Genomic DNA, 14,576 nt, shown 5'->3' with positions numbered 1-14,576 from the left:
GTCGAAAACGCGTAGACTTGAGGGCGCAAATCGCGCGAAACGAGCGGGAGACATATGTCAGGGCATTCCAAGTGGGCCACCACCAAGCACAAGAAAGCGGTCATCGACTCGCGTCGTGCCAAGTCGTGGGCCAAGCTCATCAAGAACATCGAGGTGGCGGCGAAACTCGGCGGCGCCGACCTTGCCGGTAACCCGACGCTGTTCGACGCCGTCCTCAAGGCCAAGAAGACCTCGGTCCCGAAGGACAACATCGATCGCGCCATCAAGCGCGGCGCGGGCATCGGCGGCGAATCGGTCGAGTACACCTCGATCATGTACGAGGGTTACGGCCCCAACGGCGTGGCGCTTCTGATCGAGTGTCTGACCGACAACAAGAACCGCGCCGCCGCTGAGGTGCGTACTGCCATGTCGCGCAACGGCGGCAACATGGCAGACCCCGGTTCGGTCGCGTACAACTTCTCCCGCAAGGGCGTCATCGTGGTCCCCGCCGAGGGCACCACAGAGGACGATGTGATGATGGCGGCTCTGGAAGCCGGCGCCGAAGAGGTCACCAACGAAGGTGACACGTTCGAGGTCATCACCGAGGCCACGGATCTCGTCGCCACGCGTACCGCGCTGCAGGAGGCGGGAATCGAGTACGACTCCGCCGACGCGGCTTTCGTCCCGAACCTCAAGGTCGAGATCGACGCGGACACCGCCCGCAAGGTCTTCCGTCTGATCGACGCCCTCGAGGACAGCGACGACGTGCAGAACGTCTACAGCAACTTCGATCTCTCCGCCGAGGTCCAGGCCGAGCTCGAGTCCGACGAGGACTGACCCGCGCCGTTGCGTGAAGCCCGTATCCGAGAGGATGCGGGCTTCGTCGTGTGCTGCCTCGGTTCCGTGATCGGCGGCGTAGCGTGGACGAGTGACTGAATTGCGCGTGCTGGGTATCGATCCCGGCCTCACCCGATGCGGCGTCGGCGTGGTCGATGTCGCACGCGACCGCTCAGCGCGCCTCGTTTACGTCGGCGTCGTCCGTTCGTCGCCGGACGAGCAGCCCGGCATGCGCCTCGCCCGCATCGCCGCCGGGATACGCGCGGTGCTGGACGAGCATCGCCCGGATGTCGTCGCCGTCGAGCGCGTGTTCGCACAGCAGAACCGCTCCACGGTGATGGGTACGGCTCAGGCCTCCGGAGTCGCTCTCATGCTCGCTGCGGAGCGGGGGCTTCCCACGGCCACGCATACCCCGAGTGAGGTGAAAGCCGCGATCACCGGCTATGGAGCGGCCGACAAGCTGCAGGTGCAGACGATGGTGGCGCGCGTCCTCCGGCTCGACGCGTTGCCCCAGCCCGCGGACGCCGCGGATGCTCTCGCCATCGCGCTGTGTCACGCCTGGCGCGGCGGTCCGATGGCAGCGGGCGCTCCCGAACGCGCCCTGACCCCGGCCCAGCGTGCCTGGGCGGAGGCGGAGAAGCGCAGCCGGCGGTAGGCGGGGAGTGTCGCTCGAAACTTTGTACGATGCCCCGGTTAGGGTGGAGACGTGATCTCCTCCCTCCGTGGTGCCGTGCTCCACATCGCCCCCGATTCGCTGGTCGTCGAGGTCGGCGGTGTCGGCTTCTCGGTGGCGGTCCCGCCGGATGTCGCGCGCACCACGCATCGTGGTGACACCATCGCCCTGCACACCCACCTGGTGGTGCGCGAGGACGCCCTGAGCCTGTTCGGCTTCGCCACCCGCGAGGAGCTCGAGCTGTTCGTCATCCTGATCGGCGTCACCGGCGTGGGGCCCAAGTCCGCGCTCGGGATCCTCTCCGCTCTCACGGTGGACCAGATCGCGATCGCCGTCGCGAACGATGACGACGCCCCGTTCCGCAAGGTGTCGGGCATCGGACCGAAGACCGCGAAGCTCATCTCGGTGCAGCTCGCGGGCAAGATCGCGCCGCCGTCTCCCGTGGCCGTGGTGGGAGGCTCCGTCGCCCCTGACGTCACCACGCAGGTCGTCGCCGCCCTGACCGGCCTCGGCTGGAATGAACGCACGGCCGCGGACGCTGTCGCGCAGGTCGCGGCCTCCGCCACAGAGAGTGAGCGTTCCAACGTGCAGGCACTGTTGCGTCGCACGCTCGCCGCCCTCGGCCCGGGAGCTGTCCGTGGTTGATGAGTCTCCGCTGGACGCCGCTCCGCAGGACGCCACCGAATTGGCGATCGAGGGAGCGCTGCGCCCGCAGTCGCTCAATGCGTTCATCGGCCAGCAGAAAGTTCGCAAACAGCTGCAGCTGCTGCTGGAAGCGGCGCGGATCCAGCAGCGTTCCGCCGATCACATCCTCATGTCCGGCCCTCCCGGGCTCGGCAAGACCACACTCGCCATGATCATCGCCCATGAGAGCGGCAGGCCGCTGCGGATGTCGAGCGGCCCCGCCATCCAGCACGCCGGCGACCTCGCGGCACTGCTGTCGAGCCTCATGCCCGGTGAGGTTCTCTTCATCGACGAGATCCACCGCATGGCACGATCCGCTGAGGAGATGCTCTATCTCGCGATGGAGGACTTCCGCATCGACATCATGGTGGGCAAGGGGGCCGGTGCCACCAGCATCCCGCTGGAGCTTGCTCCGTTCACTCTGGTCGGTGCCACCACACGATCCGGGATGCTGCCCAACCCGCTGCGTGACCGTTTCGGCTTCACCGCACATCTGGAGTACTACGACGCCAGCGAACTCGAGCAGGTCGTCGAGCGTTCGGCACTCGTGCTGGGCGTGGAGCTGTCGAGCCGGGCGCTGGGCGAGATCGCCCGTCGCTCGCGCGGCACTCCGCGCATCGCCAACCGACTCCTTCGCCGTGTGCGTGACTATCTGCTCGTCAACACCGACACCACGGATGTCGCCGCTGTCCGCGCGGCACTCGAGCTGTATGACGTCGATCCGATCGGACTGGACCGGCTCGACCGCGCTGTTCTGGACATGCTCGTGCGTCGTTTCCGGGGCGGTCCGGTGGGGCTGAACACTCTCGCGGTGGCGGCCGGCGAGGAGCCCGACACCATCGAGAGTGTCGTGGAGCCCTACCTGGTTCGCATCGGGTTCATGGGTCGCACACCTCGCGGCCGCGTCGCGACGCCCGAGGCGTATGCGCACCTCGGTGTCCCGCATGCCGACGTGGCCTTGAGATTCGATGCGCTGTGATCGACGTGGGACTTGCGTATGCGCACCTTGGTGTACCGCACGCCGAGGTGGCCCTGAGATTCGATGACCTGTGATCGACGTAGGACATGCATACGGGGACCTTGGTGTCCCGCGCGCGGACGTGGCCTTGAGATTCGATGCGCTGTGATCGACGTGGATATGCATATGCGCACCTCGGTGCCCCGCACGCCGACGTGGCCGTGAGATTCGATGACCTATAATCGCTGAAGGCCTCCGGGTCTTCTCTTCGCGCCCCGCGCGCTCCTCCCCGAAAGGTTGTCTGCCTCATGGACATCATCCTGCTCGTCGTCCTGGCGGCGCTTGTCGTCTTCATGTTCTGGAACTCCCGCAAGCGCATGAAGAAGATGAAGGAGGAGCAGGAGGCCAAGGCCCGTCAGACCGTTCCGGGCGTTGAGGTGATGCTCAACGGAGGCATCTTCGGCACCATCGTCAGCTACAACGCCGACGATCTGGATGAGCCGGCGCAGATCGAGATCGCGCCCGGTGTCGTCATCCGCGTTCACACGCAGGCGATCGCGCGCATCATCACGCCGTCCGAGGCGGAAGACGAGGAGACCGCCGAGGTTTCGGAGTACGACAGCGTCGAGGTCCCGGACGACGCTTCCTCGCTGACCCCGCCCGTGGCTGACACCGACGCTGCGCGCATCGAGACCGCTGAGGAGACGCGCCGTCGTCTCGAAGGCAACGACAAGCACTGATTCCGCCGCCTCGACGACCGAGGCGTATTGAGAAAGCTGACCCGACTCCGTGGCCACATCAACGCCCGTCCGGCACGCATGGCGTGCACTGATCGGACTCCTCGCCATCATCGCCGTTCTCTTCGGCATCAACTCGCTGGGTGTCTACGCCTTCGAGAAGAGCTCCTGGACTCCTGAGCTCGCGCTTGACCTCCAGGGTGGGACGCAGGTCATCCTGAAGGCCAACACCCAGAGTGGTGAGCCCAGCTCTGAGCAGATGAACCAGGCCGTCACGATCATTCGCCAGCGCGTCGACGCCTCCGGTGTCGGCGAGGCCGAGGTGACTACCGAGGGCAACGCCAACATCGTGGTGGCCGTGCCCGGCAAGCTCGATGAGGCGCAGCGCGCCCGCATCGAGTCGAGCGCGCAGATGGAGCTTCGCTCCGTGCTGCTCTCGACGGGAGCCGCGACGACCTCCATCGGTGAGGACGGGAAGGCGACGCCCGATCCGGCCGACCCGACGCTCGCGGCAACGCCGACCGCGTCGCCCACCGATGGTTCCGACAACAGCTGGCTGACGCCGAAGCTGCAGGCGGAGTTCCTGGCCTACGACTGCTCGAAGGAATCCGACCTCGCCAACGCACCGAAGGACCAGCCGCTCGTCACCTGTGACCGCGCCGACAAGGACGACCCCGTGGCGGTCGCCCAGCAGCAGAAGTACATCCTGGGTCCGGTGGAGCTCACCGGCAACGAGATCACTGACGCCAGCAACGGCTATGACCAGCAGCGCGGCGTCTGGATCGTCCAGTTGAACTTCAACGGCGAGGGTGCCAGCAAGTTCGCCGAGGTGAGCAAGCGTCTCTACGGCTACACCACTGCCGGTGACACGCAGCGCAATCGCTTCGCGTTCGTCGTCGACGGCAGCGTGATCTCGGCTCCCACGATGAACGGCATCATCTCCGACGGTCGCCCCCAGATCTCCGGCACGTTCACGCAGGAGTCCTCGAAGGTGCTCGCCGACCAGCTGAAGTTCGGCGCGCTGCCGCTGTCGTTCAGCGTGGAGTCTGACAACGTCATTTCCGCAACGCTCGGTACCCAGCAGCTTCAGATCGGTCTGATCGCTGCACTCATCGGTCTCGCGCTCGTGGCGCTGTACTCGCTGCTCTCGTACCGCGCGCTCGGCTTCGTGATCATCGCGTCGCTGGCCGTCATGGCCGTGATCACCTACATCGTGCTCTGCGTCCTGGCGTGGCGCATGGGCTTCCGCCTCTCGCTGGCCGGTGTGGCGGGCCTGATCGTGACGATCGGATTCACGGCCGACTCCTTCATCGTCTACTTCGAACGCATACGAGACGAGTTGCGTGACGGCAAGTCCGTGATCGCGGCCGTCGAGGACGGTTGGGATCGCGCCAAGCGCACGATCTACATCTCGAAGTCGATCAACATCCTGTGCGCCCTGGTGCTCTACATCCTGGCCGACGCCACGGTGAAGGGTTTCGCGTTCACGCTGGGTCTCACCACCCTGATCGACATCCTCATCTTCGTGCTCTTCACGCACCCCGTGATGCAGCTGCTGGCGCGCACTCGCTTCTTCGGCGGCGGCCACGTGCTGTCCGGCATGAACTCCGAGGCTCTCGGCGCCGTCTACACGGGCCGTGCGCAGTTCAAGGCGGTGGAGACGACCACCTCGGTGCGCGGCAAGGCCGCCCGCGACGCGAAGAGCCGCGGCGAAGCCGCACGCCGACAGACCATCGCCGAACGCAAGCAGGCTGAAGCCCTTGCCGCCCGAACCAGCGGCTCCAACTCGAAGGGAGGCGACGCCTGATGGCTTCGATGAACCAGCTCGGTAACGATCTCTACACCGGCAAGACCAGCGTTCCCTTCGTCGGCAAGCGCAACCTGTGGTTCCTGATCGCCGGACTCCTCGTCCTGGTGTCGATCCTCGTGGTCTTCATCCGGCCGCCCCAGTTCTCGATGGAGTTCACCGGTGGCACCCAGTTCACCGTGAGCGGCGTCGCTGAGGAGGATCTCGACCAGAACAAGGCCACCGATGCGGTCCGCTCCATCGCGGGTGATGTGGCCACGAAGGTGACCACCGTCGGCACGGACGGCATCCGTGTTCAGACGGAAGCCCTCGACGCCGACAGCTCTGAGGGGGCTTCCCCCGTGCAGCAGATCAGCGAGGCGCTGGCAACGACCTACAAAGTGGATGCCGCGGAGCATGTCTCCTCGTCTGTGGTCGGGGCCAGCTGGGGTGCGGACGTCACCCGGCAGTCGCTGTGGGGTCTGGGGATCTTCCTCGTCCTCGCGTTCGTGATCCTCGCGTTGTACTTCCGCACGTGGAAGATGTCCGCTGCGGCCATCATCGGCCTCCTAGACGTGCTCGTCATCACCTTCGGTGTGTACGCGCTCTGCGGTTTCGAGATCTCGCCTGCGGCCGTCATCGGCTTCCTGACTATCCTCGGCTACTCGCTCTACGACACCACCGTCGTGTTCGACAAGATCCGCGAGACCACATCCGAACAGGGATCGGCCTCACACCGCACGTTCGGTGAGTCGGTCAACCTCGGTGTGAACCAGACGCTCATCCGCTCGATCAACACCTCCGTGGTGGCTGTGCTGCCGGTGGCGGCGATCCTCTTCATCGGTGCCCTCGGCCTCGGTGCGCAGACGCTGGCCGACATCTCGCTCTCGATCACGGTGGGCATCATCGTGGCGGCGTACTCGACGCTGTTCGTGGCCGCTCCGCTGTACTCGCTGTTCCGCGAGAACGAGCCCAAGATCAAGTCGCACGACGCGAAGGTGGCTCAGGCGCGCGAGCGCGACGCGGTTGACGCCTGATCGATACACAGCACGCCGTAGGATTATCTGAACGCAGCAGGAGGTGAGCAGGTGACTGAGACGCTCCCTCCTGCATCGCATCAACCGGGCAGCCTCCGGTGGATGGTTCCCCGTATCTTCTCCCGATCCGTCCGTCGCGACGATCTCGAACACCTGCTGCGCACGGTTCGCTCGAACCATCCGCGCGGGGACCTCACGATCGTCGAGCGCGCGTACACGACAGCCACGAAGTGGCACGAGGGGCAGAAGCGCCAGAGCGGCGAGCCCTACATCACGCATCCTGTGGCTGTGGCGCAGATTCTCGCCGAGCTGGGGCTCGGACCCCGTGCCGTGGCCGCCGGCCTCCTGCACGACACCGTGGAGGACACCGGCTACAGCCTTGAGCAGCTGACCGCCGACTTCGGAGACGAGGTGGCCCTGCTGGTCGATGGCGTCACCAAGCTCGACAAGGTGAAGTACGGCGATGCGGCCCAGGCCGAGACCGTGCGCAAGATGATCGTCGCGATGTCCAAGGACATCCGGGTGCTCATGATCAAGCTCGCCGACCGCCTGCACAACGCTCGTACCTGGGGCTTCGTTCCGCCGGAGAAAGCGGCGAAGAAGGCCACCGAGACGCTGGAGATCTACGCGCCGCTCGCGCACCGACTCGGTATGCAGACAGTGAAGAGCGAGCTGGAGGATCTCTCGTTCGCTGTGCTGCACCCGAAGGTGTATGCCGAGATCGAGGGGCTGGTCAAGCAACGCACCCCCCAGCGCGAACAGTATGTGCGGCAGGTGATCGCGGCGGTCGATGAGGATCTGCGTGGCCTACGCATCAAGGGCAAGGTCATGGGCCGACCCAAGCAGATGTACTCCATCTATCAGAAGATGATCGTTCGCGGCCGCGAATTCGACGACATCTACGACCTGATCGGCATCCGCGTGCTGGTCGGCACCGTACGAGACTGCTACGCCGTGCTCGGCGCGATCCACGCTCGCTGGACGCCGCTTCCGGGTCGGTTCAAGGACTACATCGCCACCCCGAAGTTCAACCTCTACCAGTCGCTGCACACCACGGTTATCGGTCCGGGCGGACGCACCGTCGAGATCCAGATCCGTACGCACGAGATGCACGAGCAGGCCGAATTCGGTGTCGCCGCGCACTGGGCGTACAAGGAGCGGATGAGCGGTGGCAAAGGTGATGTCAAGGCGAGCGACGCCGACATGGCCTGGATCAAGCGCATCTCGGACTGGGAGGCGGAGACCGCCGACCCGGGTGAGTTCCTCGACTCGCTGCGCTTCGAGATCGGCGCCAAAGAGGTCTACGTTTTCACTCCCAAGGGGCGGGTGATCGGGCTGCCCGCCAGCGCGACTCCGGTGGACTTCGCGTACGCCGTGCACACCGAGATCGGCAATCGCACCATGGGTGCGAAGGTCAACGGCCGTCTCGTTCCGCTTGAGTCTGAACTGCACTCCGGCGACGTGGTGGAGGTCTTCACCTCGAAGAACCCCGACGCGGGCCCGAGCCAGGACTGGCTCACCTTCGTCAAGTCGTCCCGCGCCCGCAACAAGATCCGCGGGTGGTTCACGAAGGAACGACGCGAAGAGGCGATCGAGCAGGGCAAGGAGGCCATCGCTCGTGCGATGCGCCGCCAGAACCTTCCGCTGCAGCGCTTGATGAATCAGGAGTCCTTCGCCGAGGTCGCGCGCCTCATGCGCTACGAGGACGTGTCCGCTCTGTACGCTGCCGTCGGCGAGGGACACGTCTCGACGCAGTCGGTGCTGGAGAAGGTCACCGCCCTCATCAATGCGGACGACACCACCACTGGCCCTATCGAGCTTCCGACCGTTGGGCGTCACCACCGCACTCCGCGCAACGCTGATTCGGGCGTGCTCGTACGTGGCGCCCCGGACATCCTGGTGAAGCTCTCGAAGTGCTGCACACCGGTTCCGGGCGATCAGATCATGGGCTTCGTCACTCGCGGCAGTGGTGTGAGTGTTCACCGGGCGGACTGCACCAACGTGAAGTCGCTGATGGCCGACAAGGACCGCCTCATCGAGGTGGAATGGGCGCCCACCACGAAGAGCGTGTTCCGGGTGCAGATTCAGGTGGAGGCGCTGGACCGCTCTGGGCTGCTCTCGGATGTCACTCGGGTGCTCAGCGAGCACCACGTCAACATCCTGTCTGCCACGGTGCAGACCAACACGGAGCGCCTCGCGCTCAGCCGATTCCAGTTCGAGATGGGCGACATCGTGCACCTCGACCGCGTGCTCAACGCGGTGCGACGCATTGACGGCGTGTACGACGTGTACCGGGTCACTTCGGGTTGAGTTTCGTGGGCTGGGTTCGCGGGTGGAGTTTCGTGGGTTGGGTTCGCGGGTTGAGATTCGTGAGCTGACCCTCGCGCGTTGAGTTGACGGACGGAGCGGGGGAGAGCTCACGGAGTCACGGCCGACGGTAGCGCTCCGGTTGAGCAATGGAGCATTCTCACGCTGCTTCGCGGAGAAGCGCGCGTGCGGCTCGGATGCCGGGGCGGTGCGAGTGGGTATCGAGCCAGGTGACGGCGGCGTGCACGGCCACGGGATACTCGGCGACGAGCGCGGACAGCGCCGGGTCGTCCGGAGCCTCTCGGGCGAGGTCGGCGATGGTGCGAGCTACTGAGGAGACGGCGACGTCGCCGAAGAGATCCAGGTCGGCCAGCGGGATGCGCACATCGCGATAGGCCATACGTCGCGATGGGACCACCTTGCCGCGTCGTGCCACCCTGCGCTGCACCTCCAGACGCGCCGGGGGAGCGTCGATGGCCCCATGCACCCACGCCGCGGTCCGCAACGTGGCGGCCAGATCCGCCCCGAGCAGCGGCGCCAGGGATCGTGCGCGCATCCACGACGTCTCCGGTACATCGGCGGGGATGTACCCCTCGCCCACGGGCATGAGATGCCCGTCCAGGCATGCTGCGCTGAGCTCGGCCGTGCTCAGACCATCGCCGGGGAAGTAGTGGAACCGTCGCATCTCACGAGTGTGCCGGGCAAGGCCCGTGCGATCCCGCTGCCCTCCACAGCTCGTGCCTGGGGAGGAACGATGAAACCCCCGTGTCGGAGCACGAGGGTTTCACCGTCAGTCGTCGGAGTCAGCCGCCGATGGCCTTCAGCCAGGCACGACGCGCCTCGAGCGCTTCGCGGGCCTCAGCCGCCTTCTTCTTGTTGCCTGAGGCCTCGGCCGCCGCTGCCTCAGACTCGAGCTTCTCGATGGCGTCCAGGAGCTGGCGGTTCATGCCGTCGGCGCGGGCCTGCGTCTCCGGGTTGTTCTTCTTCCAGTCGACGTCCTCGCGGGCGCGCAGCGCCTGTTCGATGCGACGCATCTCGTCGTCGAGCTGGCGCTCCTTGTCGCGCGGGAAGATTCGACCGACCTCGTCCCAACGGCGCTGGATGTTGGTGAGGAGCTGACGCGCCTTGCGGAGGTCGGACTCGTCGGCGACAGCCTTGGCCTCGACGAGGAGCGCCTGGCGCGCCTCGATGCGTGGCTGCGATTCTGCCTGCTCCGCGGCGTCACGCTCGGTGCGTGCGCCGTAGAGCGCGTCACCAGCGGCCTTGAAGCGAGCCCAGAGGGCGTCATCGACCTTGCGGCCGGCCCGGCCAGCGTTCTTCCACTCGTCCAGCAGGGCGCGGTAAGCGGGGATCCCATCCTCGCCACGCGTCACGAGTGCTTCGGCGCGCTCGACCAGCTTGGTCTTGCCGTCGCGAGCGGACTTGTGCGTCTCGTCCAGCTTCGCGAAGAACTCGCGACGGTGCTTCTCCACCGTGCTGCGCGCTGTGCGGAATCGCTTCCACAGCTCCTGCGCGGTGTTCTTCGGTAGACGCGGGCCGCCGGCCTGCTGCGCCTGCCACTCATCGAACAGGGCCGACAGGTCGGCAGAGGTCTGCTTCCACTGCACGGTCTGCGGGTCGCGGGCGGCGAGGGCCTCAGCCTTCTCGACGATCACCGTGCGGTCAGCGATCGCCTGTGCGACAGCTTCGCGCTGCGCCTTCGCCTCTTCGGCGCTGGCCTCGCTGAGCGCGGCGATCAACGCCTCCAGGCGGCCGGCGAGTCCGAGGAGGTCGCCCACGGCGTCCGCACCGCGAACCTCGCCGAGCAGGTGACGTGACTGTCCGGTCAGCTCAGAAGCTGCGGCACCACCACCGGCATGACGCTGCTCGAGGTTTCGGACCTTGAACTCCAGGTCGTCGAACTTGCGACGGAAGTAGGCGAGGGCCTCGGCCGGCGTGCCATCGGGGTACTGACCCACGACGCGCCATTCCTCACCCTCGAGCACCGAGACAGTGCCGTCAGCCTCGGCGCGACCGAACTCCGACGAGTCGGAGCCGGCCGGAGCGACGGGACGCGGACGGATCGACGCCGGCGACGGAACCGCGCGCGGTCCAGGGGCGGGCGTGGCGGCCGGCGCTGCATCGCCAGGCGTGGCGGCAGGCGCTGCATCGGCGTCCCCGGTCGCGACGGGGTCTGCTTCCTGTGCCGGAGCTGTGTCTTCTGCAGCAAGGGTCGCGTCTTCTGCCGGGGTTGCGTCCTCGGCGGGGGCTGCGTCCTCGGCGGGGGCTGGGTCCTCGGCAGGAGCTGGGTCCTCGGCGGGGGCTGGATCCTCGGCGGAGTCGGCGTCTGCAGCAGGAGTCGCGTCTTCTGCGGGAGCTGCGTCCTCGGCGGGAGCTGCGTCCTCGATCGAGTCCGCATCTGCGGCGGGCGCGGCGTCTTCGGTCGGGGCTGCGTGTTCGGTCGGGGCAGAGGCCTCGGCGGGGACGGCATCCTCGGCCGGAGTTTCGGCAGTGTCCACGGCGTCAACGGGGGCGTCGGTCGGCTCAGCGGTATCGACGGCCTCTGCGGCGGGCTCGACGACCTCAGCCGCGGCCGGAGAGTCGGTTTCGACCGTCTCGGTCACGTCGACCGAAGCGTTCTCCTCCGACGTGCTCTCGACGGGAGCGTCGACGGCTTCGGGGGCCGAGGTCTCGTTGTTGGTGGATTCTGTGGCAGACACGTGAAACTCCTTGCGCGGCTGTGCCGTGTGGAGGCGGAAAGGACCACACCAGCCTAATACGAGCACCCGTTCACGCGCAGTGTGTCGGGCGCGTCGTGATGAAGCGACCCTGACACGACGCGGTTACTTCGTCGGGGACGGGCTTGCGGTTGGCTTTGCAGAGGGCGATGCGGACGGCGTGCCCGTCGCCGTGGGAGAGGCGCTCGGGGCGGGACTGCTGCTGGGGGTCGCGGAATCGCTCGGCACCGCCGTCGGCGCGGGCGTGCCGCTCGGTGCGATGGTGGCGGTCGGAGACGGAGCGGGCGCTGGCACACCGGGGCCGGCGAGGAAGTAGGCCGCTTGCGCCCCGAACGCCCCGAGGACGATCACGCCGCCGACGATGCCGGCGATGATGTTGTCGCGGCGACGACGAGCGGCGCGCTGCTGGTGAACCTGCACGCGTGCCTCGTACACACGTGCGCGCTCCCGTGCTGCACGCTGACGGTCGCGCTCTTCGCGAGCAGACTTGCCTCCGGACGCCACGCGCCACCTCCTGTAGACGGCACCTCAGGCGGGCGCACTGCGCATGAGCCTACTGAGTGCCATGGCGACGCGGCAAAACGTGATGGTCATTGCAAGGACCTGAAGCCCGTCGGTGGCTGAGTCGGGTCTTAAACGAGCCATGGCCGGTCTCAACGTCGGAGACCCGGACTAGCCTGGAAGCATGAATCGACCGACCGCGCTGCACCAGGGGCAGACGCCGCTGGCCGTGCGGATGCGTCCGACGTCGCTGGATGAGGTCGCGGGGCAGCAGCATCTGCTCCGTCCCGGCTCGCCGCTGGTGAAGCTCGCCGATCCGGACGCCAGTCCGGGGGCGGTATCTGTCATCCTGTGGGGTCCTCCCGGAACGGGAAAGACCACGCTCGCGCAGGCGATCGCGCGCTCGTCTGGTCGCCGCTTCGTCGAGCTGTCGGCCATCACCGCGGGAGTGAAAGACGTCCGCGAGGTGATGCAGGAGGCGCTTGATCAGCGCGACCTCTACGGGCGCACCACCATTCTCTTCCTCGACGAGATCCACCGCTTCACCAAGGCGCAGCAGGATGCCCTCTTGCCGGGCGTCGAGAACGGGTGGGTGATCCTCATCGCGGCCACCACGGAGAATCCGTCGTTCTCCGTCATCTCGCCGCTGCTGTCCCGGTCGCTGCTGCTCACCCTGCAGCAGCTCACAGACGAGGACCTGACCGTGCTGGTGCGTCGTGCGGTGTCGGATCCCCGGGGGCTCGCCGACGCGGTGCGCATCGACGATGACGCGGTGGCGGCGCTGGTGCATCTCGCTTCCGGAGATGCACGGCGTGCCCTGACCGCGCTCGAGGCCGCTGCCACGGTTGCGGAGGTGGGGGAGGACGGCACCGCTGTCGTCACGGCTGATATCGTCGCGCAGGCCGTTGACCGTGCGCTGCTGCGCTACGACCGGCAGGGTGATGAGCACTACGACGTGATCAGCGCGTTCATCAAGTCGATCCGCGGTTCCGACCCGGATGCGGCCGTCCACTACCTCGCGCGCATGATCGAGGCGGGGGAGGACCCGCGCTTCATCGCGCGCCGCCTGGTGATCTCGGCCGCGGAGGATGTCGGACTCGCCGATCCGCAGGCGCTGCAGATCGCGGTCGCCGCGGCGGATGCCGTCGCTTTCATCGGCATGCCGGAGGGGCGGATCCCGCTCGCGGAGGCGACCATCTACCTCGCGACCACGGCCAAGTCCAACGCCGCCTACATGGCCATCGACGCGGCCATCGCCGATGTGCGCGGTGGCGGGTTCGGGCGGGTGCCCAAACATCTCCGCGACGCGCACTACGCGGGTGCGAAACGTCTCGGTCACGGCAAAGGCTACGTGTATCCGCACGACACCGAGGTCGGGGTGGCCGCTCAGCAATACCTTCCCGACGAACTGGTCGGCAAGCGCTATTACAGTCCGAAGGCGCTCGGTGCAGAACGGGACGTGCAGGCCCGCCTCGAGCGGATTCGCCGCATCCTCGAGGGATGACCCGCTCGTCCTCGGCCGCCCATTGCGGATCTGGTAGGCTTGACCGGCTCGATCTACCGATATCGGGCATCCCCTTCCTCTGTATCACCGCATGACGCGCCCCGGCGTGCGCACCAGGCGGGCGAGGGAGTGGAGATACGTCCGTGAGTCGTGAACGTCGCGACCACGTCCCAGGAAAGGAGACTTCGTGTCGACGAAGTCCCGTACCCGCAGCAAGGCGCGCCTGTCGCGCTCGCTCGGTATCGCCCTCACCCCGAAGGCCGCCCGTATCCTCGAGAAGCGTCCGTACGCTCCCGGCGAGCACGGCCGCACCAAGCGCAAGGCTGACAGCGACTACGCCGTCCGTCTGCGCGAGAAGCAGCGTCTGCGCGCCCAGTACGGCATCCGCGAGAAGCAGCTTCGCATCGCCTTCAACGAGGCTCGCCGCATCGAGGGCCTGACCGGTGAGAACCTGGTCGAGCTCCTCGAGGTCCGTCTGGACGCGCTCGTGCTCCGTGCCGGTTTCGCCCGCACCACCGCACAGGCCCGCCAGCTCGTCGTGCACCGTCACATCCTGGTCGACGGCAAGCTCGTCGACCGCCCGTCCTTCCGCGTGAAGCCGGGTCAGACGATCCACGTCAAGGCCAAGAGCGAGAGCCTTGAGCCGTTCCAGGTCGCAGCCGCCGGCGGTCACGCCGACGTTCTGCCCCCGGTTCCGGGTTACCTCTCGGTGGAGCTCGACAAGCTGCAGGCGAAGCTCGAGCGTCGCCCGAAGCGCGCCGAGGTTCCCGTGACCTGTGAAGTCCAGCTCGTCGTCGAGTACTACGCAGCTCGCTGATCACAGCACCCTCGAAGGGGCGTCGGGATATCCCGACGC

The 14,576-nt window shown here is 66.9% G+C and carries 13 protein-coding genes; 10 read left to right on the top strand and 3 right to left on the bottom strand.

Going from position 1 to position 14,576, the window contains the following annotated elements:
- Positions 1-54: 54 nt before the first annotated feature.
- From ACI3KU_RS10805 to ACI3KU_RS10770, 8 genes are all read left to right on the top strand, one after another.
- Positions 55-816, top strand: a complete 762-nt coding sequence (locus ACI3KU_RS10805; RefSeq protein WP_404922322.1) for a YebC/PmpR family DNA-binding transcriptional regulator — start codon at positions 55-57, stop codon at positions 814-816.
- Positions 817-907: 91 nt separating this feature from the next.
- A complete protein-coding gene (gene ruvC / locus ACI3KU_RS10800; protein WP_404922321.1) occupies positions 908-1,471 on the top strand; it encodes a crossover junction endodeoxyribonuclease RuvC in 564 nt (187 codons plus the stop codon).
- A 51-nt stretch (positions 1,472-1,522) separates the two neighbouring features.
- Entirely contained in the window at positions 1,523-2,134 is a 612-nt protein-coding gene (gene ruvA / locus ACI3KU_RS10795; protein ID WP_404922319.1) for a Holliday junction branch migration protein RuvA, read from the top strand.
- Positions 2,127-3,152 (top strand): Holliday junction branch migration DNA helicase RuvB, encoded by a 1,026-nt coding sequence (ruvB, locus tag ACI3KU_RS10790; protein ID WP_404922318.1) that lies wholly within the window; start codon positions 2,127-2,129, stop codon positions 3,150-3,152. The genes ruvA and ruvB overlap by 8 nt, the downstream gene beginning before the upstream one ends.
- A 287-nt stretch (positions 3,153-3,439) precedes the next feature.
- Complete coding sequence (gene yajC / locus ACI3KU_RS10785; RefSeq protein WP_404922317.1) at positions 3,440-3,871, top strand: preprotein translocase subunit YajC; 432 nt, start codon at positions 3,440-3,442, stop codon at positions 3,869-3,871.
- Between the two features lie 49 nt (positions 3,872-3,920).
- On the top strand, positions 3,921-5,675 hold the full coding sequence (gene secD, locus ACI3KU_RS10780) for a protein translocase subunit SecD (protein ID WP_404922316.1): 1,755 nt from the start codon (positions 3,921-3,923) through the stop codon (positions 5,673-5,675).
- On the top strand, positions 5,675-6,691 hold the full coding sequence (secF, locus tag ACI3KU_RS10775) for a protein translocase subunit SecF (protein WP_404922315.1): 1,017 nt from the start codon (positions 5,675-5,677) through the stop codon (positions 6,689-6,691). Before secD ends, secF begins: the two co-directional genes overlap by 1 nt.
- 102 nt (positions 6,692-6,793) lie before the next feature.
- Positions 6,794-9,001 carry a RelA/SpoT family protein gene (locus ACI3KU_RS10770; RefSeq protein ID WP_404922314.1) on the top strand — a complete coding sequence of 736 codons (2,208 nt, stop codon included), beginning with the start codon at positions 6,794-6,796 and terminating at the stop codon, positions 8,999-9,001.
- Positions 9,002-9,158: 157 nt separating this feature from the next.
- On the opposite strand, the gene ACI3KU_RS10765 is transcribed toward ACI3KU_RS10770, so the two are convergent.
- The 3 genes from ACI3KU_RS10765 to ACI3KU_RS10755 form a co-directional block, all read right to left on the bottom strand.
- Entirely contained in the window at positions 9,159-9,683 is a 525-nt protein-coding gene (locus ACI3KU_RS10765; RefSeq protein ID WP_404922313.1) for a type IV toxin-antitoxin system AbiEi family antitoxin, read from the bottom strand.
- Between the two features lie 118 nt (positions 9,684-9,801).
- Positions 9,802-11,697 carry a DUF349 domain-containing protein gene (locus tag ACI3KU_RS10760; protein WP_404922312.1) on the bottom strand — a complete coding sequence of 632 codons (1,896 nt, stop codon included), beginning with the start codon at positions 11,695-11,697 and terminating at the stop codon, positions 9,802-9,804.
- A gap of 123 nt (positions 11,698-11,820) precedes the next feature.
- Positions 11,821-12,219, bottom strand: a complete 399-nt coding sequence (locus tag ACI3KU_RS10755; RefSeq protein WP_404922311.1) for a dioxygenase — start codon at positions 12,217-12,219, stop codon at positions 11,821-11,823.
- 181 nt (positions 12,220-12,400) lie between these two features.
- On the opposite strand from ACI3KU_RS10755, the gene ACI3KU_RS10750 reads away from it, so the two are divergent.
- Positions 12,401-13,720: a replication-associated recombination protein A gene (locus tag ACI3KU_RS10750; protein ID WP_404922310.1), complete on the top strand. Its 1,320-nt coding sequence runs from the start codon at positions 12,401-12,403 to the stop codon at positions 13,718-13,720.
- 187 nt (positions 13,721-13,907) lie between these two features.
- On the top strand, positions 13,908-14,537 hold the full coding sequence (gene rpsD / locus ACI3KU_RS10745; RefSeq protein WP_404922309.1) for a 30S ribosomal protein S4: 630 nt from the start codon (positions 13,908-13,910) through the stop codon (positions 14,535-14,537).
- Positions 14,538-14,576: the final 39 nt, after the last annotated feature.

Origin of the sequence: Microbacterium sp. ZW T5_56, from assembly GCF_044987425.1 — a bacterium.
GTDB lineage: Bacteria > Actinomycetota > Actinomycetes > Actinomycetales > Microbacteriaceae > Microbacterium.
Note: the sequence above shows the minus strand (reverse complement) of the source record. Positions and strands in the feature narration are given on the sequence as shown.

Coding starts and splice junctions, on each gene's coding strand:
- ACI3KU_RS10770 (WP_404922314.1), top strand. CDS start 6,794: ATGGTTCCCCGTATCTTCTCCCGATCCGTCCGTCGCGACGATCTCGAA.
- ACI3KU_RS10750 (WP_404922310.1), top strand. CDS start 12,401: ATGAATCGACCGACCGCGCTGCACCAGGGGCAGACGCCGCTGGCCGTG.
- secF (WP_404922315.1), top strand. CDS start 5,675: ATGGCTTCGATGAACCAGCTCGGTAACGATCTCTACACCGGCAAGACC.
- ACI3KU_RS10805 (WP_404922322.1), top strand. CDS start 55: ATGTCAGGGCATTCCAAGTGGGCCACCACCAAGCACAAGAAAGCGGTC.
- ACI3KU_RS10765 (WP_404922313.1), bottom strand. CDS start 9,683: ATGCGACGGTTCCACTACTTCCCCGGCGATGGTCTGAGCACGGCCGAG.
- yajC (WP_404922317.1), top strand. CDS start 3,440: ATGGACATCATCCTGCTCGTCGTCCTGGCGGCGCTTGTCGTCTTCATG.